This is a genomic window from Sphingobacterium sp. UBA7631, from assembly GCF_002483935.1.
GTDB classification, from domain to species: Bacteria; Bacteroidota; Bacteroidia; order Sphingobacteriales; family Sphingobacteriaceae; genus Sphingobacterium; species Sphingobacterium multivorum.
Map to the genome: position 1 here is coordinate 344,461 of NZ_DLIX01000004.1, position 24,311 is coordinate 368,771.

Consider the following 24,311-nt stretch of genomic DNA (forward strand, 5'->3'; position numbering starts at 1 on the left):
TGGGTAATCTTACCCAACCTATTTTTTAAAGAAAAAAAACGAACCAAACTTAATGGAATATTTTTCACTATTGAAACATCGTTCTGATGAAATCATTAAATTCATCGCTAATTGCGGTATATTTTCTTTACTTCTTAAAAATGGTCAGGTAATCCATTTTATACCGGACAATCCCGATCATTTTATGGAATGGTTGGGGAGTAAAGGCATCAAAGATATTAAAAGACAACAAACTAATCGGTTACAGGAAGAAGAGGCTGCTGTCTGATATTTTTCAGCGGTATAGTTCCGACGGCTCCGACACGTATTATAATTGCATTTTTATTCATTGCTGTTACCTTTTATTTTTAATCCGCAGATCAGTAAAAAGTTGAGCATAAAAAATAGTACCACACGCACAATATTGAGATTGCGCCACTGCATGGCTTTCTCTTTCAGGATCTGGTCCACGGTATCACTGTAGGGCAATCGCTGAAATTCCATCAGGGTGGGTGCAAAGTAGATCAAGGTCCAAATCCGAACGCTCAGATGGGCCAAAAACACGGCGACCATCAAATAACGGCGCTTTTTTATTTTCCAATTATAACATAAAGCGACGATAAAGATAATTTCATGTAGGCTGTGCATGACAATCCAGAAAACCTTAAAATCCAGGGCATATGGCTTCTGAAAAACAATCAGGGAAGAAGGCGGCGCTACTGTCCACGCAGGCACCATGAGTGCTGTCTCCCAAAGCTGGGCGCCATTCATCAGAAAGTATGCACAGATTGAATAAAATAGCCAATGGGTAGCTTTGGAGAATGTAAAAGTATTTTGCATGTTGAGGAATTATCGTTAATTTTCTATACAAAACTACCTCGCTTCCATCGCATCAACTTGCAAAAAAAGGAGTAAAACTAGTAAATTAGGGAACCATGGGATTTGAATTCACCAACGAAGGAAAGCCATTTAAAATGGCCTTTGACGAAGAAAGCTTTAAGGGCAGTGATTTTAAAGATGAGGTCTTTAAAATCAAGCTATCTAATGGTGAGCTCTCGTCAAAACAGTGGATTTTTGATGGGATCAAAATCCTGTATGCTGAAGCCAACCTTGACAGGCCCGCTGAACTTGACTGGACAGGCGATACCGAACTGGTGAGCATGCATTTTAACCTGCAAGGGAGCACATCGATCCAACAGGATGGGATGAATGGTGCTTTTGAACTGAAAAAAAATCAGCACAATTTGTTTTACGGCACACAGGCTTCCGGTAAAATGAGGTTTGATGAACTAAAAATGAAATCCTTTATGATCCAATTCCAGAAGGATGCTTTTTTGGATATATCAAAAAATGGAAACGAATCTCTCAAAAGATTTGCCGATAGCATTGTAGCAGGGAAGCCCATCCTATTTTCCAAAGCCAATTTGAACATCGATCTATCCCAACTGAACTGCATTCATTCGATTTTGAACTGTAATTACACTGCCGATCTCAAAAAGTTATTTTTTCTTTCGAAGACCATTGAATTACTTGTCCTGCAAGCAGAGTCCTTCAATACTATCCAACATTCAAACTCCGCCTACCTCAAATATGACCACGATAGAGAACGGATTATATTCGCACGCGATTATCTAGTCAAAAATATGGAATCACCACCTTCGCTGATCGAACTGGCAAAGATAGCCGGTCTAAATGAATATAAACTCAAACGAGGATTTAAAGAAGTATTCCATCAAACTGCATTTTCTTATCTTTCCGACCTGCGTCTAGAGCTTGCTAAAAACCAGCTCCTCGAGGGTAAAAAACCGGTTACTGAAATCGCATTTGAAATGGGCTATTGTTCGCTGCAGCATTTCAGTACTGCATTTAAGAAAAAGTTTGCGGTCAGTCCCAGCCAGGTCAAGTAGCATACTATTCCTTTCGAAGACAGGATGCTTATCGACCAAAAATAGTACAATATCGACCAATGAAGGCTGCTAGATTATTTTCATTTGTAAATAAGATGGAGATCCGTTAGACTTGTACTTAGATAAATATGCGCGCGTCATAAATAGTTGCGTCATCATTTTTGATTTTTAGAATCTAATCTTACGCCACATGAAGCTGTCCAAAGAAAATCTGATTAATATAGCTGTTCACAATATAGATCTACCCCACTCCTCCATTTTCGATTTACCCGAAAAAGTGATTCAGTTTGGGACAGGTTCCCTTTTGAGAGGACTACCCGATGATTTTATCCATCGGGCGAATCAGGCAGGGCTATTTAATGGACGAATTTTGGTTGTAAAATCAACTACCCAAGGTGACAGTTCAGCTTTCAATACACAGGATGCGCTATATACCCTCTGCGTGCAGGGTTATTCAAATGGAAAGATTGTCGATCGTAAGCAAGTAAATGCCTCCATTTCCAGGGTATTGTCGGCACAGCAAAGCTGGTCAGAAATTTTGGAAACTGCTACAAATCCGCAGATGGAAATCCTGCTATCCAATACCACAGAAGCGGGTCTGGTCGAAGATAAAGGTGACATCGGAGATAATCCTCCGGCAAGCTTTGCAGCTAAAGTAACCGCTTATCTCTATACCAGATTCCGTCATTTTAACGGCGATCCAAGCAAAGGACTTATTATTATCCCGACCGAACTCGTTCCCGACAATGCACAAGTACTTAAAAAAATCATCCTCAAGATAGCTGAACGGCAAAATCTTAATCCCGAATTTGTCAGCTGGATTAAAGAGGCCAATCACTTTTGCAATTCACTCGTCGACCGTATCGTCCCAGGGAGTATCTCGAGCAGCAAGTTCCCCTATGAAGATCTACTCGCCATTATGGCCGAACCATATTGTCTCTGGGCAATAGAAACAGACAGTGAAACCGTAAAGAAACAACTTTCATTTGCAGCAATTGATCCTGCAGTTAAACTTGTAGCCAACATCGAGCAGTACAAAGAGATCAAACTACGTTTATTAAACGCCACCCACACCCTATGCTGCGGCATCGCGCTTTTGTCTTCTGTAGAATATGTGAAGGACTTTTTTCAGGTTCATGCGTTTGAACGGTATATCCGCCATATTCTTTTCAACGAAATCGGCCCCACACTACAGCATTATGCCCATATTGAGCAAGCAGCATGGGAAGAGTTTGGCAGGGCGGTGATCGACCGTTTTAAAAATCCCTTTCTTGCCCACCGCTGGCATGCTATTGCTTTACAGTATACCACCAAGATGAAAATGCGTGTGTTTCCGCTGATCGCCCCATGGTATTCTTTTCAGGGCAAACCACCAGTGGGTCTAGCCATTGGTGTTGCGGCTTATCTGCTGGTCATTCGTGAAGCCGCCAGTGGAAGGCTTGTTATTCAGGACGACCTCCAACCCAAGCTGAGCCAGTATATCAATGGTTTAAAGTCCACTCACGACTTACTGTCCGATAAGGATATCTGGGAGCTATCATTCGCGGACTATCCTGAATTTTCTAACCTGGTACAGGAGTTAGTTGAATTTATCGAGGCCAACAGTATCGGGCAAGCAATTGAAAAATATCTAAAGATCAACGCCCACTAGGACCAAAATTAGATATGTGACTAGTCATTTCAGTAATGAAACGACTTAACCTCATTCCAGTGTATGAATGGCCAGTATTAAACTTCGCATATCTTGCTGAATGGAACGAATGGTCGCCTGTAATTCATTGTGCATATTGGCTAGATCATGTAGTTCCTCGGCTGAAAAAGTTCCGCCATCCTTAAAATAAAGCTGCTGCCGGGGACTATCCGGTTCATCATCCAAACCATATTGCAGCCAGCGCTGCCGCATTGTTTCAATCAAAGAAAAATTTTCAGCGTTACTAAATTTTTTCTCGGACAGAATTCCCCAAACTGAGCTTGGGTAGATCTGCTGCTTATTATTTTGATACCAAATACTTTCAAGCATATTTCGCTGCAGCTGCATCTTGATCCTTTTACCTTTGGGGTTTAGTGTCATAAATCCCAATATGGCGGTGCCGACCCCGCCAGCAATACTCAACCCATTGTTAAGACCATCATTTTTGACCGTGGTTGCAGTCACAGCTGTAACGGCTCCCAGTAGTATAGAAGCCACAGTCAGACGGGTCTGCGTTTTCGCATTCAGTTCGTCTATATAACCTGCGAGCTTATCGATACGCTCACCATTACAATCCAACTCTGCTGCGATGGCATTCAGCTCTGTCTCAAACAGCATGTACCTTTCAGTCATCTTTTGCTTGGCCGCCAATTTCAGCGTAGCATTATTCGCAGTACCCAAATACTGGATGATAGGTTCTGCCAGATTGAGATATCTGATCAGCACAAAATCATGGTAAGAAAAGATTTTCCTTAACTGAATACTGTCCGAGGCAGTGATTTCCTGTATTGGAATTGATCTATAGGCCACATTTGGCGCGCAGTAATTTGTTGTCAACGTATTTACCTGAACATTGTTGATCAAGGTCGAACAGGCTGTCAACAGCAATACGGACAAAAAGAGAAAGGATCTAAGCGTTAGAATAATTATTTTCATTACCTGAGGTTATACCTTATTTTTTACAACAATAACCTTTTCATAATGTTTTTGATCGCCCTAATTTTACTTTAGAAGCGCCTCACTCCATATTTTTTAATATATTTAAAATGAAAACAAGAAAACCATTGTAGACAGATGCAATAAGGGTGCACAATATACGAGCCTAGCAACATCAAAAGACCACTTATGAAGAAGACCACTTTTCGGAATCTATTTGTCGTACTATCTTTTATTGCTATTCTATTGCCCATTTATCCTTCCATCCGGTCGTATTTCAGCAAAACCTGTATCACCGAAAAATATGGCGTTCATTACAATGAACAGCGTAAGAAACTGGGCCTATATCCCATTCCCGATAGCTGGGGCAGAAGGAACCTCGATTCTTCCATCATTTGGTATAATCCCATCGGCAATTTAGGACATCGTTGGAAAAATGTTTATTTTAAAGGCTGCAACATCAAGGAAGAACTGGATCTTTTCGCTTTCGGGTACGATGCCGAAAAGAGGCAATATACCAAGGTCCTGAAAGTGATGACTCGCTATAATATACAAGCGAAAGTGTTGGATATCCGCTATAAATTGCAGACCATATCATCCACCAGGCTTGTCGGAAAGGCGGAGGCTGACTCATTAATCAGCACTTTAACGCCAAATGACTCCAAGTGATCCTTCTTACCGTTTTTCATCTACTCACTGTTTTTATTTCCAGATACGAAGTCTTTCAAATTCACCATAACCCAGCTGGTTGTTACCAGCAATCTGATAAAGGCCGACGCGCAGTCTTTTGCCGTTCAGATCGGGACGTAGAAACGGTGTTCCAGGCAGATCTTTCCAATCCACACCATCTATCGAGCAACGCAAAAAGAAATAACTACCGACCTTTTGGACCTGAAGGTAAGGCGAAAAATTAAGGCCCGTTCCTGTATTCTCTTCCTGAAAAATCTGTGGACCGATGCTCCGCGAAAGGTTGCCCAGGTTCCATCCCGTCAAAATACAATTGCTGATGTAGGCATCCTTACGATCCATGCTTTGAATCATGACACCAGCTTCACTTGATGTACGTACTTTACGGCCCAGGCCTACCACATCACTTACCTTAACCTCTAGCGTGAAATCGCCCTCCAGCTCTTTAAAAACAAACGGGGCTAGAAGATCTGCATCGCCCCATTTGGTATTTTTGGACTGGATTTTCCAGGTTCCAGCTAGGTAGGAAAGCGCTGTCTGCGTACTATCGGTTTTTTCACTGTAGTGATAACCATCCCAGAAAGGAATTTCCTGATCCTTGGCTGAATAGCTTTCATCCTGTGCTGGCTGCACCAATTTCGGCTTTTGCGCCGAAATCGCTTCCACTACCGGTTTACTGACATGGCCAAAGGCATCCTTCGCAAGAACTTCGATAGATTTTCCGGGTCCGGATGATTTAAAAAGATGGTAAGACTGCTGCTTCCAGCCTGAGCTCTCACCATCAGAACGGAATAAATACCACATTCCTGGCTTTTTCTCTACCTGTGCAAATACCTTATCGGCATTGATCAGGCGCGGCGGAGAAAGCACCTGCGGAACATACCCGTCCAGTCCCTTGGCTAGGCCCGCTTTCCACTGACTGAACTTTGCGTCTACTTCATCCGATGTTACGGTACCAGCATAGGCGCGAAAGAAATGAAATGGATAAGCCAGTTCGAGGGCATTCTTACTTACCCGCAGCAGTTTGTCAGAAAACACGCGCTTTTCAATCTTCCCATTGCGATAAAAGCTCTTCTTGCCTTTATCATTGACAAGCACAGCATGCTGCCAGGAACCATCGTCATACCAATCAAAATAAAGCGTATACCGCTGCTGCTGAAGAATCTCCCTTAGCGCCGCACTTTCAAAAGCCTTACCTTTCAGTGCCAATCTATTTCCGGCTATCATAACTTCCGCATCGTCAACCGTCACTAAGGTATCCTTTGCTGTTCCCTGGTTCCGCAAGGTGCTGAGCTTTCCGAGGTTTAAATCGTCAGTTTGCAGCGCAAAGAAATTCGATTTCGGCACTTCATTGGCCAACCTAACCACTTCCTCCTCATCCAAGCTCGTATTATATACCTGCAAACTGGATACATAGCCCGAAAAATGCTGGTCCAGTATATCCGAAGCTCCCAGGACAAAAACATCCCCGGGCTTGACAAACAGCATCCTATTTTCCCTACGCTGCAGCTTTCCATCCACATAAACAGACTCCTGATAGCCGTCAAAGGAAAATACAATATGATGCCACACATTTGAGTCCGGAACCGATGCATATCCCAAATCAGGCCAGGAGCCATGCGTGATGGCCCCACGTCCGGCATCAGTACCATAACCAAAAATCGCTTTACTGAGATCCTGCTGCCCCGACGACCAGGCAACCAGCTGTTCAAACCGCGCTATGTCCGGATTATTGACCCATAGTCCTATACTATAGGAGCCATTTGCAGCCAACGACTGTGGCACGGCGAATGTCGATCGCAGCGCAGTTCCACCATCAAAGAAGAATGCCTTTTTACCCTGATAATTTTTAACAGCCAGGGCCTGTTCCGTGCTGAACATGCCCCCGAGTAGCCCTTTATTCTGAATACTTTTTACGTATTGTCCTTCCTGGTAATTGGCCGCATCGATATGGATCAAATTACCCACTGCGACTTCCTGCACAGGCATCTTTTGTGCTGCAGACCATAGCGTCTGTTGTGGAAGCTTTTGTGCATACACCTTCATGTTCCAAACGCCACGAGGAAGTCCATTCAATTGGCTGTTCAATACATTTAGCCTAACATATCTCGTCCTAGCTTTGCCATGTTCTACAATAGGACTCGCCCAGCGGTCGTTATCCGAGCGATCCACAAAATTTTCCCAGACGATACCATCCATAGAGGTTTCGAGTCGGTATCGATAGGCATACGTCGGGTATTCAAACTGAATAGATATGGTCTGTATATCCATTGTTTTACCTAAGTCGATAGCTACCCAGGCGGGTCCCTGATTATTTTTGGCCCGCCATAGCGTTCCATTGTTGTTGTCTACTAAAAAAGAAGGCCTAAAGTCGGTATTGTACCAGGAAGAGGCCGTCACGGTTTTACCAAAAGCCAAATCGACTGGCTCTACTACTGCTGGAAACAAATCCGGTACACCAGCATGTGTGGCCCGCACCGGCTCAATATCGCCGTCAGCCGTAAAGAATAGCTCGTCCATGGCAACCTGACGATGGAAGCCACCCCCAGCGTGTGGATTGTTGTGCCTGTGATAGACAATGAAATAACGATTATCCTGTTCAAGAATACTATGATGTCCTGGACCGTGTATACTGCCATCCTCGTTTGTAATCAATATTGGATTGGTCGATGGGTATTCAAAAGGCCCCATGGGACCGGTTTTACTTTTAACGTACTGAACACGATACGTACCATCTTCGCAATGCCCCGAGGAGTACATCAGGTAATAGATGCCCTTACGCTTAAACATATAAGGAGCCTCAAAAAAGTCCTTTGCCACCGTATTGGGTATCAATGCTGTCTTTTCGAACGTTTTCATATCCCTGTTGAGTATCCCCACCCCACATCCATGATTGGGGTAGATTCCCCAGGTTCCCCAAAATAGATAAATGCGGCCATCATCATCCCGAAAGGTTTGCCCGTCCAGAGTAATTACACCTGGAATCATATAATTAGGGATCATCGATTTGCCTTCGGCTACCAAAGGTTCCCAAGGTCCCGTTGGGCTGTCGGCCACTGCCCCAAAAATTTCTACAGGCTGACTATAATAGAGGTAATATCGTCCGTCGTATCCCTGCGTCATATCAGGCGCCCAGTACCAATGTGTATTGGGCCAGTTCATGGGTTGAATGGTCCAGTTCTTCAGATCCCTGGAACTCCACACCTGTGAAGGGCCTGCGCCCCAACCGTTCCCATCCGTAGTCGCATAGATATAATATGTATCGGCAATTTTCTTGATGCTCGGGTCCGCAAAATATCCGGGCAGCAGTGGATTCAATACATTAGGCTGTTGGTACGGTTTCAATGGCTGAGCCACCAGCCCTGTTAGCGACATAACCATTGCTGCCAAAATAGCGAAAGAAAAATGATGTTTCATGATAACACAAGGTTTACAAGTACATAAGAGTTTACAGGTACATAAGAAACGATATTGCCATTTAACAGATTTTACAACAAATAAAATCTACGATAAATGTCTATTTAACATTAAATTTATAACTTCAGTCATCACATTACAAATTTTGAGGGCTAACTGGTTAAAAATGGGCTATTGAAGGTTAAAATCTACCCATAAATACAGGGTACAATCCTTCATCTTTGTAAGAGCATTGACCTTAGCTGTCTTATAATGAGTATTAAAATATCTAAAATGAATCTTAAAAAATGCTATTGGATCCTATTTGCGCTCGTATGCACACAGTTGCCAAGCAGCGTATATAGCCAGCAGGACGAACACCCCGTATGGAAAGCAGTCAAAGCGCAGCAAGCCACCTTAGGCGTAGAAGAGGGCGCCAAAAGCTTTACCCTCAAAAACCTCAATGTAGCCATTCTCAATGCGTCGCAGACGCTATCTTCTTTTCGTCCCAACGGAAGCGAAAAAGACTTTGACTATACACCTGTTGAACTCCTGCGCAAAAGAGACCGTAATCAATTTTTTCATATCGGTGATATCACGATCAGTTTGCGTCGTCAGGGCGATAGCTCCTGGAGCGCCTATTCATCGGCTACAGCGCGTAAGCACGTAAAGGCGCTAAGTCCTACAAAAAACAACCTGGCCAGCGCGGATATTAGTCCTACGCTCAACAACATCCCCTTAAAGGTCATCCGCAACTGGCAAGATGACCATGGCGACCTGATCCTTAGCTTTGAGATTTCAAATCCAACTGATTATACCATCGAAATTGGCGCGCTGGGGATCCCCCTTCCATTCAATAACAACATGGACTGGAAAAATCTCGATCAGGCGCATGCACAGAATGTGTTTTTCGATCCCTATATCGGCCAAGATGCGGGTTATCTACAGGTCAACCGTCTACATGGCAATGGACCGAGTCTATTGGTATTGCCCTATAAAAATGCAGGCTTTGAAGCCTACAATCCGCTCAATACCGACCCGACCCCCCGAAGTATTACCTTTGAGGGATTTCATGAATGGCTGATCCACAGTAAGGCCCATGCTGAGACTGACTGGAAAGGCGTAGAACAATGGAATACACCGACTTCTACCCTCCTGAAGCCACAGGAATCAAAGACCTTTGCCTTAAAATTCGTTCTCGCACCAAGTATCCGACAAATTGAATCGGAGTTACTGAAAAATAATAGGCCTGTTGCTGTTGGGCTTCCCGGATATGTTGTCCCCATGGACAATCCCGCCAAACTTTTTGTTAAGCATAGCAAAGCGGTCAAAAATGTCAGTGTCTATCCTGAAGGTGCTTTGACCCTGACAAAAAAAGGAAGTACGGCACAGCACTGGACCGAATACGAAGTGAAGGGCAACCGTTGGGGACGTGCGCGGCTTACCATCAACTACCTGGATGGCATTACACAGACGATACACTATAAAGTGATCAAATCTGAAAAAGAAGTCGTCCAAGATCTGGGCCATTTCCTCACTACTAAGCAGTGGTATGAAAATGATAAAGATCTTTTTGACCGATCACCATCTGTTATATCCTACGACTATGAAGAACAGCAGCCCATCACCCAAAATAAGAGTGCCTGGTTTGCGGGTCTAAGCGATGAAGCCGGTGCCGCAAGCTGGCTTGCCGCCCTGATGAAACAGGTACTACAGCCCAATCAGCAGGAAATAGCCAAATTGAAACGTTTTGTCAATGAGACGCTATATGGCCATATCCAGCATAAAGAAGGCGACAAGAAATATGGCGTTGTCAAAAGCCTCTTTTATTATGAACCCGACTCGATGCCCGCAGGAACATACCGCTCGGACATCAACTGGAAGACCTGGGCTGCTTGGCCTAAAAAAGAAGCCGACGACATTGGGCGGTCCTACAATTACCCACACGTGGCGGCAGCACACTGGGTGATGTACAGGCTTGCCCGCAACTACAACAATCTGGTCAACGAGGAAACTTGGGACAAGTACCTCGAACGGGCGTACCAGACCAGTATCGCCATGGTCGAAAAAGCGCCTTATTACGCGCAGTTCGGTCAAATGGAAGGCAGTATTTTCCTTATCGTCCTCAATGACCTCCGAAAGGAAGGATTAACCACCATGGCCGATAAGCTTGAAGCTGCCATGCGCAAACGAGCAGAGCATTGGAAAACCCTCAATTATCCATTCGGAAGCGAGATGCCCTGGGACTCTACCGGTCAGGAAGAGGTATACCTCTGGTCACGCTTTTTTGGTTTCGATGAAAAGGCTCAAGTCACCCTAAATGCCATCATCGCCTACATGCCAACCGTTCCGCACTGGGGTTACAATGGCAGTGCGCGCCGTTACTGGGATTTTGTCTATGGCGGCAAGCTCTCCCGTATCGAGCGGCAGCTGCATCATTATGGTTCGGCCCTCAATGCCATTCCCGTCCTGACTGCCTACCGCGATCATCCGGACGACTTCTACCTACTCCGTATCGGACATGCCGGCATGATGGGTGCATTGGCCAATGTCACCCAAGACGGCTTTGGCCCGGGAGCATTCCACTCTTACCCGTCCACACTGGCCAATGACGGTATCTCGGGCGATTATGGAACCGGTTTTTATGGCTATGCCGTCAATTCGGGAACCTATATTGTCGACCATCCCGAATTTGGCTGGCTGGCTTTCAGTGGTAATCTAAAAACCGAAAAACAGCTGGTTAAGGTTGCCCTGACTACAGCTTCCAAAGGGCGTGTCTTTCTGGCAAAAGAAAATCTTTGGCTGACCACCGACGCCGGAGAAATTGCCGAATTACAGTACGATCAAAAAGACCGAAGCGTCACCCTAATCTTCAATACGGAGGCGAACCAATATAGCACGAATATGCTGCTCAATGTAAATCCAGAAAGCCATTATGATGTGGAAGGAATAGCCAAAGATGCGATGAATCGCTATATAATACCCCTATCAACAAAAACGGTAAAATTGAAAAAGCTGAAGTAGCAAAAAATCCAGGCAACGGTCGACTTAAACATGGGCTATATCTACGCTAGCATTCACGCTAGAAACAAAAGCGATCGTAAGACTCCAAAAAAGCGGGCTTCCATTTAGATGGAAGCCTGCTTTGATTTAGTGGCAACCACCAAACTCAATTTACCTAAAAAAATAATCTACTAATATTATAGACTTTATTTATTATTTCCTATATTTGCCTATCATATTCAATCAACTAAACTTTTTTAACATTTAAGATCCTTTATGAAAAATCAACTATTCCACATCCTATCCATGCGAATGTGTCGCTAACAAAAAGCTACGGTGTTCTGCTGTAGAAACATTCCCTAGAAATCCTGCAAGTAATCAATTGGCGTTGGCACTTGTTTAATTTTAACTATTAATCCAAATCCTATGAAAAACATTGGAGTACGGCTGTATTCTATCTATTTTCTATTGTTCTTTTTTGGGGTACAACCCACTTATTCACAGAACAAACCCAAACCTATCGTAAATGCGACCCTTGAGGGCCATATCATTGACGCTTCTACCAAACAGCCTATAGAAGATGTCACTGTGCAATTGGAAGCTGTCACCCACGCTGTGAAAACCGACCGGGAGGGTAAATTTCAATTTGTTACTGGACAGAAGCTCCCTTTTAAGGTCAAGCTAACGCATCTCAATTACAAGTCGCTAGCCCTTGTTATCGACAAAAGCCCCATTGTTATTGAGCTTAGCCCAGCAAGTAAAGACCTGGAAGAAGTCGTGGTAACCGGTGTTGCTCAAGGTACAAGCCGCAAAAAACTATCCTTCGCATTGACCAAAGTAGACCAGGAACTGATCGGCACCGTTCCTGCTCTTGATGCCTCCACGAGCTTACGCGGAAAAGTCGCCGGCCTTCGTATCGACCAGTCGGGGGGCAATGCCGGGGCATCGGTATATCTCCGTGGGTCAAAGTCCGTGACCGGAGAAATAGAACCTTTGATCGTGGTGGATGGCTTTGTCACTGCCCTCCGTCTTTCAGATTTTAATCCCAACGACATAGAGAGCATTGAAGTTGTCAAGGGAGCTGCAGCTTCGGCCTTATATGGAACCCGCGGCGAGGGCGGAGTCATTCAGGTATTGACCAAAAATGGCAAAAAGGAGGGGAAACTGAATATCGCCCTTGACAACGAACTTGGTTATTCGAGTCTGTTATTACTTCCTCCCCTATCCTATCAGCATCATTTCAAGGTCAACCCAGATGGATCTTTCCTATTGGTCAATGGTGCCCGGGTGATCGACTACAAGGAAAATGGTTTTTCGGTCAATCTGCATCCCTATAAAGACTATGTGGACAATACCAAAAATCTATTGGGTCGGACCAGCTATTTTACAAATTCCATATCTGCGGCAGCAAGTGGTGAAAAATATAACATCTATTTATCTGCGCAAAACCAACACAAAGGCGGTGTTTCACCAGTCGTCGATGCAGACAAAAGACAAAACATCCTGTTCAATCTTGGCTACCGGGTTTCACCCAAGATTACAGCCGATCTGACCACGCAGTACAGCTTCTTCAATACACCTTCGAGTGCTGTATCCAGCCGTTCGGATGGATTGCTTTATTCGACGTTACTTGTCGAACCTTTTATCGATCTCAGTGAAAAGAATGAATCGGGAAAATATGTCTACCTTCCCAAGGGGAGCAATCTTTCGGGGCAACAATGGACGAATCCTTTCTATCGACTGAGCAATGAGGAATATGCCTATCAGACCGAGAATCTGCTCTTGGGCGGAAAATTAAAATATGCAATTACCGAACACCTGAGTGCCGAAGGTGCTCTTTCCTTACAGACAAAACAATATAATACCGAAGAATACTATCCAAAAGGTTATCAAACCATTGTCCCGGATGTCATCCTCAACAACGGAAACTATGCTTTAAGAACCTATAAAAGCACCAGCAAAAATGGTCAGCTACAGTTAAATTATAACCGCAGAACGGAAAAGCTGGATTGGGGGCTTACCGCCAAGTATGTGTATGAATTTGCATCACAGACAGGTTTCAATGCATCGGGGCGAAATCTGACGGCACCGGTCAAAAGCTTAGATGTAACCGAACCGAGCACCAGGGTCATTTCATCCAATTGGGAAAAGACAGTTAATCATGGCTATTTCCTCAATGCGAAGTTTGCCTGGGCAGATAAGTTATTTGTCGATGCTCTGGGTCGGCTCGATCAGAGTTCACGGTTTGGCCGCGATGTGGGTACGGCCTTTTTTCCCCGGATTTCTGCGGCCTACCGTTTAACGCAGGATATCAAGCTCGATCCACTGACAGAATTCAAGCTGCGGGTGGCTTACGGAAAAGCGGGAAGCCTTCCTCCTTTTGGAGCCAAAGACAGCCGGGTCAGCATCACCAATACAGGGGGTGTCAGCTATACACAAAATGATAATACCGACCTGAAGCGGGCAGTTACCGCGGAAACGGAACTTGGTTTTGATGCCGTTTTATTTAAGCGACTTAATGTGCAGTTCAACTACGCTTTTTCCAATAGTACCAACGATTTTATATCTGTCCCAGCCTTTACACCAATTTCGGGCTCAGCAAGCATCTACGACAATCTGGGCGCTGTAAAATCAAATTCACTCGAACTGGAGATCAATGGAAAAGTGCTCGAGCATAAAAAATTTAGTTGGTCATCGGGCCTTACTTTCAGCCGTGTCCGTAGCCGGATTACATCACTGGGCGATGTTCCCGAATTTACATACAACGGTTACCGAAAAGCTGTCGGCGCCAGTACCACAGCAATCTATGGATACAGTATCCACTCGGATCTCGCGCAGCTGCAAACCAATGCTGACGGATTTGTCATCAATGCCGGTAACGGTACAAAACGGATTGAAGATTATGTTGTGAATGACTTTGGTGTTGTCGTCGAAAAAGCAGCTTTGGGTACGGCAAATGAAGCTCCCGTATTTTATGTCAATGCCGCAACGGGTAATGCCAAAATTATCGGGGATGCGAATCCAGATTTTTTACTGGGCTTTGCCAACACCTTTAATTACGGGCGTTTTTCACTTTACAGCGTGCTGGACTGGCAGCAAGGAGGACAGAAATTCAATGAAACTGCACAATACCTGACCTATGTGTATCGCTCGGAATTTTCTGACCGAAGTGCGGCCGCCGGCAAACCGCTAAACTTTACCACCCAGGTATTCAACGCTTCCCAAGTGACAGATTATTGGATTGAAAAAACGACCTATCTTGCCCTTCGCGAGCTTTCTTTATCCTATAAACTCCCGACAGAAAAACTAGGCCTTTCCAAGGTTCTGAAAAATGCCAATTTATCCCTTATCGGTAGAAATCTGTTTATCTGGACAAACTACAAGGGCGTTAATGTAGATGGAATCGGACAGGATGGATTCAATTACCCTTCCTACCGTATTATTTCAGGGAAACTAACCTTCAATTTTTAACCTAATCAGACAAGTAAAACATGAAGAAGATATTTTTTGGCTTAGCCGTTCTTTTCTCACTAGGCTCATGCGAATCGATCGGATTCGATGACCCCTCGACATTGACGAATGCCGAAGCCATAGAAAAGATAAAAAGTTTGGGTTATGTGCTCACAACAAGCAGTGTACAGACCGCCTTTAATACCACGACTAACAACGCAGGTGGTTCCCATTTTAGTCTTTGGGCAGACCAGTCAACCAATACCAACGGTAGCCAGTCCTGGTGGGATTTTGCGAACGAACCGCGCCTGCGTCTGAACAACAATTCGGCTTACCGCGGTAATGCAGCCGTTCGTGAGGTGTATTCCAATTTTTATCAATCCAATTTGGATGCCACCAAAGTGATCGACCTGATCGAGCATCAAAAGTTAACGATCTATGATGACAAGGGTGCCGACCGAACCAAAGACTGCCTTATTGGTGCCTACTATGCAAAGGGTGTTTCCCAGGGTTACCTGGGCGCAATATTCGACCGCGGACTGATCGTCGACGATGTCAACCTTAAACTCAAGGAGTTTCCCAATTCCTATAAAGAGCTGATCGAGAATGGCGTCAAACATCTTGATAAGACCTTGCAGCTTATTGCCGAAACACCCAACCTGAATTTCGATTTTTTAAAGGGGATCACCATTTCCAAAGGCGATCTCGTATTACTGATCAATTCGCTTTCTGCCCGGATTCTTTCCTCGGTAGCACGGGATAAGGCCGAAGCAGAAAATCTGGGTTCCCCGCATTGGAACAGAGTTCTTACCTATGCCAACAAAGGCTTTACCACCGATTACACCATCACCACTACCGTGGGCGGCTACTACAATGCCCTGGTGGACGTACTCGAACGGCCGTACGGAACGGCCTCCTATGTTCCTGCTGATATCAAAATCGCCTATTTGGCGGATAAAACAAAAAAAACACCCACAGCTTATCCAACCAACAACAGCGTTATCTTGGGCCCTATTGAGTCTGATGATAAACGTTTCTACCAATATTTTACCTACACCAATAACTTTGGTATTCTACTGGAAGCAAGGGGAAGGGGCCTCTTTAGCAATTACATGCGGTCCAGATGGATGTATCCCAAATTGTCTACCCTCAATGTTGCCGGCGCTGTCAATCCTTACTTTTTGGCTGAAGAAACACGCTTATTGCGGGCAGAAGCAAAATACTGGTTGAAAGATTACGATGGCGCTGCGGCAGAGCTGAACGCTTCGAATGCCGCCCGCAAACAAAAAGGTGGTCTTCCCGATGTGGTCGCCACTGCCAGTGCGCTACGTGACGCGATTCATTATGAATATGCGATAGAAATAGACGGAGCAGGTGGTACTTTTGTACCCTTCACCTTCATGCGGAGAAATGATCTGCTACAGGGCGGCACGCCAACCCAATTTCCGATACCACAGATTCAACTGGAACTCATCGGAGAACCTGTCTACACCTTCGGTGGGAATGAGTCTGCCGGTGAAAAAGGCAAGTTCGGCGAGCTCGGTACAGCGCGGGACAATGGCTGGAAGCCAGCTTCCCCTTAAACAGCGGCAACTAACCACCGCTAATAGAGGCCTTATGTTTTCTGCGTTGTACCAAACAATGCGAAAACAAAGGCCTATTTTTCGTCTGCTTATTGCAAAAGCTTCTGCTGAAAAGCGAAACGGATCAAATCTGCCGTATTCTTACTTTTTGTCTTATCCATCAAGTTCTGGCGATGTCCTTCAACGGTTCGTTTGCTTAGAAAAATTTTATCCGCAATCTCTATTGCCGTGAAGCCCTGGGCAATCAGTTCCAGCACAGCAAACTCCCGATCGGAAATCTCATACTGTGCCAGGCGCGAACCTACATCGACCGTAGCACTGCTCTCAACGTTATAATCTTCCATAAAGCGCAAACCGAAATTGGTCATCAGATACTTGTGACCTTGCGCCAAGCGCAATAAGCCAAACAAGATCTCATCATAATCGCCACCCTTGGACAGATAGCCGTCCGCTCCGCTCCGAAAAGCTTCGGCTACCTGAGAGGGCTCTTCAATCATGGATAATATGGCAAACTTAACATCCGGATAGATTTTTTTGGCCATACGGATAAAACTTATGCCATCCATCCCCAGCATATTCACATCAGTCAACACCAGATCCGGCAATGTATTTTGTTCGAGGTAGATCAGTGCATCCTCCGCACTATCCACTTCAGCTACCACCGTAAGCTTGTCGTGGGTATCAATTATCAAGCGTATCCCATTGCGTACAAGCCGGTGGTCATCAACTAAAAGAATTTTAGTCATTTTTCCTCCAATCCTACTAAGATACTTAATTTTTTTAATAAGTTAATTTTTTAATACTATCCAGTTAAAAATAGTATTCGATTCTACTTGACCTTACGCCATATTTTTTCGTTTCCTACCTGATCATAGTTGGGTGCCAGCGCAGAGAAGCGCAGCGTCTCTTGACTGCCTAAGGCAAGGTAACCAAATGTCTCGAGGCTTTCATCAAAGAGCGATAATACCCTGGCCTGCAGCTCTGTGTCAAAATAGATCAGCACATTGCGACATAGAATCAGCTGAAAAGCATTAAAAGAAGCATCATTCACCAGATTGTGCGAAGCGAATACAATTCGTTCCCGCAATGCGGGATTGAGTTTCACCCAGTTATAATTCGCGGTATAGTACGATGAAAAATCAGCTTTACCGCCTGAAAGCTGATAATTTTCAACATAGGATTTTAGATTTGCCATCGGGATGACAGCCTTCTTTGCCTGCTCGAGCACCGAGGGATTGATATCGGTGCCGTAGATCAGCGATTTGTGCAGCAGATTATGTTCCTGCAATAGAATGGCCAGTGAATACGCTTCTTCACCTGTTGCACAGCCAGCTATCCATATACGGATAAAGGCGTAGGTGCGCAATTTGGGTAGGATTTCCTGGCGAAGATGTGCAAAAAAGCTAGGGTCACGAAACATTTCGGTCACATTGACCGTCATCTTTTCGACAAATCGCTGCAGGTATTCCGGATCGTGGACAACACGGTAACGCAGTGCGGCAAAGCTCGCAAAATTATCCAGCAAGCAAAGTTGGTTGATTCGCCGCGATAAGGAGGCTTTCGTATAATGGGTAAAATCGTAACCATAGAGACGCTCCACATCCTCCATCAGCATCATCACCTGCTCTTGGCTGACAATTTTTTTTCCCGTAATCATCCTTTTATTTCCCCTATTAGCTGCACCAGAAGTTCAATGTCTATCGGTTTCGAAATGTAGCCATTTGCTCCTGCAGCCAGACATTTTTCACGGTCGCCGGTCATGGCTTGTGCCGTCACAGCGATGATGGGCAATTCACAGGCATTCTTTGTTTTCCGAATCAGCTGAGTGGCTTCATAACCGTCAATCTCGGGCATCATCATATCCATGAGGACAAGGCCTATGCCGGCATGATCCCGTAACTGAGCAAGTCCCTCTTCAGCAGACAGGCAGCCTATCGCTTGAAAACCTCTTGACTTCAGGGCCAATTTCAATGCAAATATATTGTTCTGATCATCGTCGATAATCAATATGATTTTGTTCTTATCCATGCAGTTTTAGTATCCCCCTATTGTCTATATTTAATACCTTACTAATAATCAATCCATCCGTCATCCTTATATACCTATTATCCATACATCCATACGCGAAGTAGGGACAAAAGCTGATCAATATCCACCGGTTTGGATATATAATCAGACGCTCCTGCGGCAATACATTTTTCCCTATCCCCCATCATTGATTTGGCTGTAACAGCAATAATGGGCATGTTTTCGTATCGCTGATCTTGTCGGATCGAAGCTATCGTTTCGTAACCATCCATTTCGGGCATCATCATATCCATCAGGATCACCGCTACATCCGGATTATCTTCCAGCTGTTGCAGCGCATCTTTTCCGTCCGTTGCCGGGACCACGGTCATCTGATATTTTTCGAGCGCTTTAGTGAGCGAGAAGATATTTCGGATGTCGTCATCCGCTACAAGTACCTTTTTGCCCTGCAGAACATCCCGCAAAAAGCCAAGTCTACCCGGAGATTTGGTAGAGGGGCCATTATTTTCCTCTACGAGATGTAGAAATAAACCCACTTCGTCCAAAATACGCTGATAGGAGTTAGCCGTTTTTACAATGATAGAATCCGCATACCGTTTTAATTTCATTTCCTCTACCTGCGAAAGGTTCTTACCGGTAAAAACAATAATCGGCAGATTTTCAAGACCCTGATTCCGTTTTACAGCTTCCAATGTCTCGTAGCCAACCCGGTCTGGAACCCCCATATCAAGTATCACACAGTCGGCAGTGTCTGAGCTCAGCGCCACAATGCTATCTTCTACGTTGCTCTTGATCTCCGAGGCGATGTCAAAACTTCCGAGGAAGAGCGACAGCGCTGCCGCATGTTTGGGATTTTCTTCAACGATAAGTACTTTTTTTGGATGCCGCGTGAGGGCATCTTCTATTTTACGGAACATGTCACCCATCTGCTCCAATGCCATCGGTTTATTGATAAAGTCTATGGCGCCCTGCAGCAGACTTTCCCTCTTAACCTGTAAAGAAGACATAATATGCACCGGTATATGTCGAGTCTTGGGGTTTTCCTTGATCTCAGCCATTACCTGCCAGCCATCTTTGAGCGGAAGCTGAATATCCAGCAGAACGGCTAGCGGCATATAACGGGCCACCATCTCAGCCGCGATATCACCACGGACGACCACGATACCCTTGTAGTTTTGCTGGCGCGTATATTTCAGCAGAATCTTTGCGAATTCAATATCATCCTCAACAATCAAAATGAAGCGGTCGCCTGCGACGATACTATCGCGATCATCAGGAATATCGGCTGGGATAGGTATCTCCAGTGTCTTTTTGGCAGGCAAGTTCACTGTTTCCGAAGTCTGCACTCCATCTGTAGATGCTTCTTCAGCGAAGTCTAGCTCTATCGGCAACAATTGCACCGTGCCGAAAGCAGCTGGCGTGGCATCCGAAGTCTTCGCTGGAAGGATCAGTCGGAATACACTGCCTTTGTTTTCTTCGCTATCCAGCAAGATTTCGCCGCCGAGCAGACGCGCCAGTTCCCGACTGATGGAGAGCCCCAGTCCAGTACCGCCAAATTTGCGGCGTGTAGAACCGTCTGCTTGTTGGAATGCTTCAAATATCAGATGCTGCTTGTCTTTCGGTATCCCGATTCCGGTATCGCGCACTTCAAATACGATACGGTTTGTCTGCGACTGTTCGCGGTCAATATGCAAGGTAACCTTACCCGAAGCTGTAAATTTGATGGCATTCGACAATAGATTACGTAAGATCTGATCCAGGCGCTGCTTGTCTGTTTCGAGCTGCAGTGGCATTCCCTCCGCAACGCTCATTTCTAATCCGAGCTGCTTATCGGCGGCGATTGGTGCGAACATCGCCGTCAGCCCGTTCAATATATCGGCAAAAAATACAGGCTGTACATCCAGATCCATTTTCCCGGATTCTATTTTGGAAAGATCCAGAATCTCGTCTATCAAGGTTAGCAGGCTCTTTCCCGAACTTTGGATCACAGCTGCCGATTCCATCTGTTCTTCATTCAGGTTACCATCCGAATTTTCGGCCATCAAGCGTGAAAGTAACAGAATTGAATTGAGCGGTGTACGCAGTTCATGCGACATATTGGCCAAAAATTCAGACTTATAGCGTGTACTCTGTTCAAGCTCCGCCGCCTTTTTCTGTATTTCCTGATTGCGTTCGGCAATCTCCACATTTTTATCTTCCAGCAATTTGGAGCGCTCTTCCAATTCCCGGTTAGACTGCACCAATTCTTCCTGCTGTACGCGGAGTTCCTCTTCCGATGCCTGCAGTTTATGGGTATGCATCTCGAGGCTCGAATTGAGCGATTCCAGTTCGGTATGCTGTGCCTGCAATTCTTCGGTCTGTGCCTGGGTTTCTTCCAATAAATTCTGTACCACCAGTCTGGCTTGGGCCGCCGCAAGTGTCGTACCCACCTTTTGCACCGCATCCCTAAAAAATGCCAGCTGAATGCTCGAAAAAGGTTGTAGTGAGCCCAGCTCCATTACACCGATACATTCGTTACCATCGAAAACAGGCAGTATAAAAAGGTTGTTCACCAGTACCTTCCCAGCAGCAAAGCTGATGACATAATCGGTATCTTCGAGGTTTTCGAATAACTTTTCTTTCTTGTCTTTAAAGACCTGGCCGACCATGCCCTCACCTGGGGCGAAGCGTTTACGTTCGGGATCTTCAAGTCCATAGGATCCCCTTAAGACAAGCTCCCCCTGTTCCATCAGGTAGATGGCGCCGTTGACACAGTTGCCATATTTTGTCAGATGGCTCAGCGTGACGGCCGTGAGCTCTTCCTGCTGTTTATTACCCATCAACAGGTTGCCCAGTTGGGTTAGTCCAGCTTGATGCCAGTTGTTATTATTGAGTTCTTCAAAAGATGTTTTGAGCGAACGCGCCATTTCGTTGAGGGATCCCGTCAGGCTGCCCAGATCGTCCTGTTCGCCATCCTGAATCTGCATATCATAATGCCCGGCCGCTATCTCCCGTGCGATGCGCTGGGTAATGCTCAGTCGCCGCTGGATCTCTTCATCTTTACGTTTCAGGTCATTCTGCAGCTGCTCCCGTTGAAAGAAATCCGCTCGCAGGCGGAAGTAAAAGAAGAGGGTAATCAATAAGGATACAGCAGCGGCCAACAAAACAAAGATGGAGGTATAGCCCGAAGAGCGGCTCAGTTCTTCCGAACGCTTATTGAGCAAAAGTTCTTCACGATCGATAATTTTGCTGATGAGCAAACGGCAGCTGTCCATATAAGTCTTGCCCTCCTCAAGCTGCGAAACGGTGACCATTCCACCACGCTTTTTGATATTGACCAGGTTTTCAAGCTTTGCCAGTCGGGATTGCACGAGTGTGGATAGCGTATCGATTATCTGCTGCTGTTCGGGATTGTCGGACGTAAGATCGTGCGCACGGCTCAGCGATTGGGGCAGCGACTGGAGGCCGGTTTTGTAAGGATCCAGAAACTTGTCCATACCTGTAAGCAGGAAGCCGCGCTGGCCAGTTTCGGCATTCTGCAGATCCTGCAGAATTTTGTTGACGCGGCTCATGACACGTCGGCTGTGGTCGACCATCGCACTATTATGGCTCTGCTTACGAATACTAATATAAGAAGCCGTTGAGCTCGCTAACAGGATCAACAAGGATATTCCGAAACCTATCTGCAGATTTCTTAAAATAGTTTTAGGCATGCTTTTTCATCAATTGAGTTAAGACTATGCCAACCGATGGTCTAGATGGCGGCCAAATATAGCAATAGGGCGTCTAAATTAAATCCTGCGCCGCCGGCCCTCAACCATCTTACCGTATTTTAACAAAAAGTTGCGTATTTATCCGCTCTCCGCAATCTTCCCAGCAATGATAGCCGATGTCGCAGCACAAAAATCAAGGCCTGAATAATCCGGATTGTACCCCCCCATATAAGGTACGGCCATCATAAAAAGACGTTGGCTAGCGATACCACTGTGATCCACCAAGCGGAAGCTGTCATCGATCTTTACACCGGGTACCTGCAAAAAAATAGCGCCATCCGGTGCCACAAACATGTGGTCATTACCGGCCAGCATTTGTTCCTTGGCCTGTTCCACGGAGCGAAACCGTAAGTAGGCTGGGCTGACATGGCCATTGTCGACCAAACTCTTGAATGGAAATTCTTCAAAGTTCAGTGGTCGCTGTCCCACACAATCCACAAATGTCTTATAATGCGTTTTTATTTCGATCCCCGATTCATCAGTATAAAAATAATTGGCGCCGCGATCGCTCGCTGGTTCAACCCGGCTTTCGGTACCTACATTGACCACTTCCAGGCGGCCGGCATCGTACAGTGCAAGCATCTCACGACTGGAACTCTGCGGCACAAAAGCGATGACAATAGAAATCAGCGGCATGAGTACTTTTTTTAAACGCAGCATATCTTCGGCAGACATGTACTTGGCGGGGTAATTTAAGGTGAAACTCAAGGCAGAAAGGACTTCCTTCCAATAGATGGATTGGCGCCTTTTAATAGATTTCAGCGCTTGTTCATGCTCCTGGCGAAATCCCTCGAAGGCATCTTTCTGTTCCCTTAAATGGAGTACTGCCTCTACAAAGTCTTCCAGGCTGAGCTTTTCCACGATCGCATAAAAGTCGGGATCTCTTTCCTTGAACTGCGCTTTAAAATTGCGCTCAAACAGAAAATCCAGCGAGACGAAACCTTCATTCTCTAGCCTGTTAAGCATCAACTCCTCTTCGGAGATCACCAGGTTATTGGCCAGGAAGGGTTCTTCCTGATGGAAGCGGATCGCAGGAAGCAGTCCACTGCGGGTATGCATCAATACCTTAAAATTTTCGCTTCCCGGGTCGATCTGATACCTTAGCTCTCCTGTCTCCAGGGTTTCAAAAGAACCATTGTGGCGAGCAAGCGTACGGATAGCGTCGATTGCTGTGAGCGAAGCACCACGTATGCCGACGGCGTGATTGGTTTTTAAGGCCAACTTGGACGGTGGATAGGGCGATTCGAAATAATGTTCGACATTGCCCTCATACTTGGTTGGCCACTTATGTCCGGTACAGATGACTACCTTGTCCACGATATAGGTATCGGTGCTGCCCACCGTGATTTTAACCTGCGCCTGGCCTTCGAGGTCAATTATATCACTGACCTGGCTACCGAGGTGAACCTGCGTTTCAATACCCTGTTCATCCGCCATCCGCTTCAATAACATAAACTGCTCCGACAGATAGCGGCCGAGGAGCAGCCGTGGAACCACTTTGTAGCGATTAAAATCGTCCACATCGATTCCATAGGTACGGAGCGTGGCCTCCGACAGGGATTGAACATAGTCCTCAATCGTCGTGACCAATGCGGGGATTTCGTGATCCGATACGTTAGTCAGATGTTCCGGCGTAGCACCTTCATAGCTGTAAGGCATTCCTGCCCCCAATTGCTTGCGGGACTCGAAAATAGATACTTTGAGACCGGGGATATTCCTTTCGATCAATCTTTTGTACATAAACAGGCCACTGGGTCCGCCCCCGATAATGGCTACATGAATGTTTTGTTGCATAGTTTTCGTTGCCTGCCTAATGGACAGTATTCGGTTTTAAGAACAAGGGCAAATTGCAGAAAGTTTTAAACAGATTTATTCCCCTGCAATAAAAAATGCGATAAAT

General features: G+C 45.5%; 15 protein-coding genes. 7 read left to right on the top strand and 8 right to left on the bottom strand.

Features of this window, described 5'->3' with window-relative positions:
- The first annotated feature begins 52 nt into the window (after nucleotides 1–52).
- Nucleotides 53–268, top strand: a complete 216-nt coding sequence (locus B3P16_RS06175; protein ID WP_115050329.1) for a hypothetical protein — start codon at nucleotides 53–55, stop codon at nucleotides 266–268.
- A gap of 53 nt (nucleotides 269–321) precedes the next feature.
- Here B3P16_RS06175 and B3P16_RS06180 read toward each other — a convergent pair whose 3' ends face one another.
- Complete coding sequence (locus tag B3P16_RS06180; protein ID WP_286841835.1) at nucleotides 322–819, bottom strand: transposase; 498 nt, start codon at nucleotides 817–819, stop codon at nucleotides 322–324.
- Between the two features lie 95 nt (nucleotides 820–914).
- Here B3P16_RS06180 and B3P16_RS06185 point away from each other — a divergent pair, with 95 nt between their 5' ends.
- Both B3P16_RS06185 and B3P16_RS06190 read left to right on the top strand, forming a co-directional pair.
- Nucleotides 915–1,886: a helix-turn-helix domain-containing protein gene (locus B3P16_RS06185; protein WP_286841836.1), complete on the top strand. Its 972-nt coding sequence runs from the start codon at nucleotides 915–917 to the stop codon at nucleotides 1,884–1,886.
- 190 nt (nucleotides 1,887–2,076) lie between these two features.
- Complete coding sequence (locus B3P16_RS06190) at nucleotides 2,077–3,537, top strand: tagaturonate reductase (protein WP_286841837.1); 1,461 nt, start codon at nucleotides 2,077–2,079, stop codon at nucleotides 3,535–3,537.
- A 51-nt stretch (nucleotides 3,538–3,588) separates the two neighbouring features.
- On the opposite strand, the gene B3P16_RS06195 is transcribed toward B3P16_RS06190, so the two are convergent.
- Complete coding sequence (locus tag B3P16_RS06195) at nucleotides 3,589–4,512, bottom strand: hypothetical protein (protein WP_286841838.1); 924 nt, start codon at nucleotides 4,510–4,512, stop codon at nucleotides 3,589–3,591.
- A gap of 189 nt (nucleotides 4,513–4,701) precedes the next feature.
- On the opposite strand from B3P16_RS06195, the gene B3P16_RS06200 reads away from it, so the two are divergent.
- On the top strand, nucleotides 4,702–5,181 hold the full coding sequence (locus tag B3P16_RS06200) for a hypothetical protein (protein ID WP_286771094.1): 480 nt from the start codon (nucleotides 4,702–4,704) through the stop codon (nucleotides 5,179–5,181).
- A gap of 33 nt (nucleotides 5,182–5,214) precedes the next feature.
- Here the strand turns inward: B3P16_RS06200 and B3P16_RS06205 are convergent, their stop codons facing one another.
- Nucleotides 5,215–8,616 carry a family 43 glycosylhydrolase gene (locus B3P16_RS06205; RefSeq protein ID WP_286841839.1) on the bottom strand — a complete coding sequence of 1,134 codons (3,402 nt, stop codon included), beginning with the start codon at nucleotides 8,614–8,616 and terminating at the stop codon, nucleotides 5,215–5,217.
- A gap of 273 nt (nucleotides 8,617–8,889) precedes the next feature.
- Here B3P16_RS06205 and B3P16_RS06210 point away from each other — a divergent pair, with 273 nt between their 5' ends.
- The 3 genes from B3P16_RS06210 to B3P16_RS06220 all read left to right on the top strand — a co-directional run bounded on the left by B3P16_RS06210 (nucleotide 8,890) and on the right by B3P16_RS06220 (nucleotide 16,631).
- On the top strand, nucleotides 8,890–11,619 hold the full coding sequence (locus B3P16_RS06210) for a DUF5695 domain-containing protein (RefSeq protein WP_286841841.1): 2,730 nt from the start codon (nucleotides 8,890–8,892) through the stop codon (nucleotides 11,617–11,619).
- Between the two features lie 405 nt (nucleotides 11,620–12,024).
- Nucleotides 12,025–15,069, top strand: coding sequence for a SusC/RagA family TonB-linked outer membrane protein (locus tag B3P16_RS06215; RefSeq protein ID WP_286841842.1), 3,045 nt, complete (start codon nucleotides 12,025–12,027; stop codon nucleotides 15,067–15,069).
- A gap of 20 nt (nucleotides 15,070–15,089) precedes the next feature.
- A complete protein-coding gene (locus B3P16_RS06220; RefSeq protein ID WP_286841844.1) occupies nucleotides 15,090–16,631 on the top strand; it encodes a hypothetical protein in 1,542 nt (513 codons plus the stop codon).
- An 89-nt stretch (nucleotides 16,632–16,720) separates the two neighbouring features.
- Here B3P16_RS06220 and B3P16_RS06225 read toward each other — a convergent pair whose 3' ends face one another.
- The 5 genes from B3P16_RS06225 to B3P16_RS06245 all read right to left on the bottom strand — a co-directional run bounded on the left by B3P16_RS06225 (nucleotide 16,721) and on the right by B3P16_RS06245 (nucleotide 24,205).
- Nucleotides 16,721–17,377 carry a response regulator transcription factor gene (locus B3P16_RS06225; protein WP_286841846.1) on the bottom strand — a complete coding sequence of 219 codons (657 nt, stop codon included), beginning with the start codon at nucleotides 17,375–17,377 and terminating at the stop codon, nucleotides 16,721–16,723.
- 83 nt (nucleotides 17,378–17,460) lie between these two features.
- A complete protein-coding gene (locus B3P16_RS06230; RefSeq protein ID WP_286841847.1) occupies nucleotides 17,461–18,288 on the bottom strand; it encodes a CheR family methyltransferase in 828 nt (275 codons plus the stop codon).
- Entirely contained in the window at nucleotides 18,285–18,659 is a 375-nt protein-coding gene (locus B3P16_RS06235) for a response regulator (protein ID WP_159333172.1), read from the bottom strand. The genes B3P16_RS06230 and B3P16_RS06235 overlap by 4 nt, the downstream gene beginning before the upstream one ends.
- Nucleotides 18,660–18,736: 77 nt before the next feature.
- Entirely contained in the window at nucleotides 18,737–22,351 is a 3,615-nt protein-coding gene (locus B3P16_RS06240; RefSeq protein ID WP_286841848.1) for a response regulator, read from the bottom strand.
- Nucleotides 22,352–22,489: 138 nt separating this feature from the next.
- The gene (locus tag B3P16_RS06245; protein WP_286841850.1) at nucleotides 22,490–24,205 is read right to left on the bottom strand and encodes an FAD/NAD(P)-binding protein; all 1,716 of its coding nucleotides are present in this window, start codon (nucleotides 24,203–24,205) and stop codon (nucleotides 22,490–22,492) included.
- Between the last annotated feature and the right edge of the window lie 106 nt (nucleotides 24,206–24,311).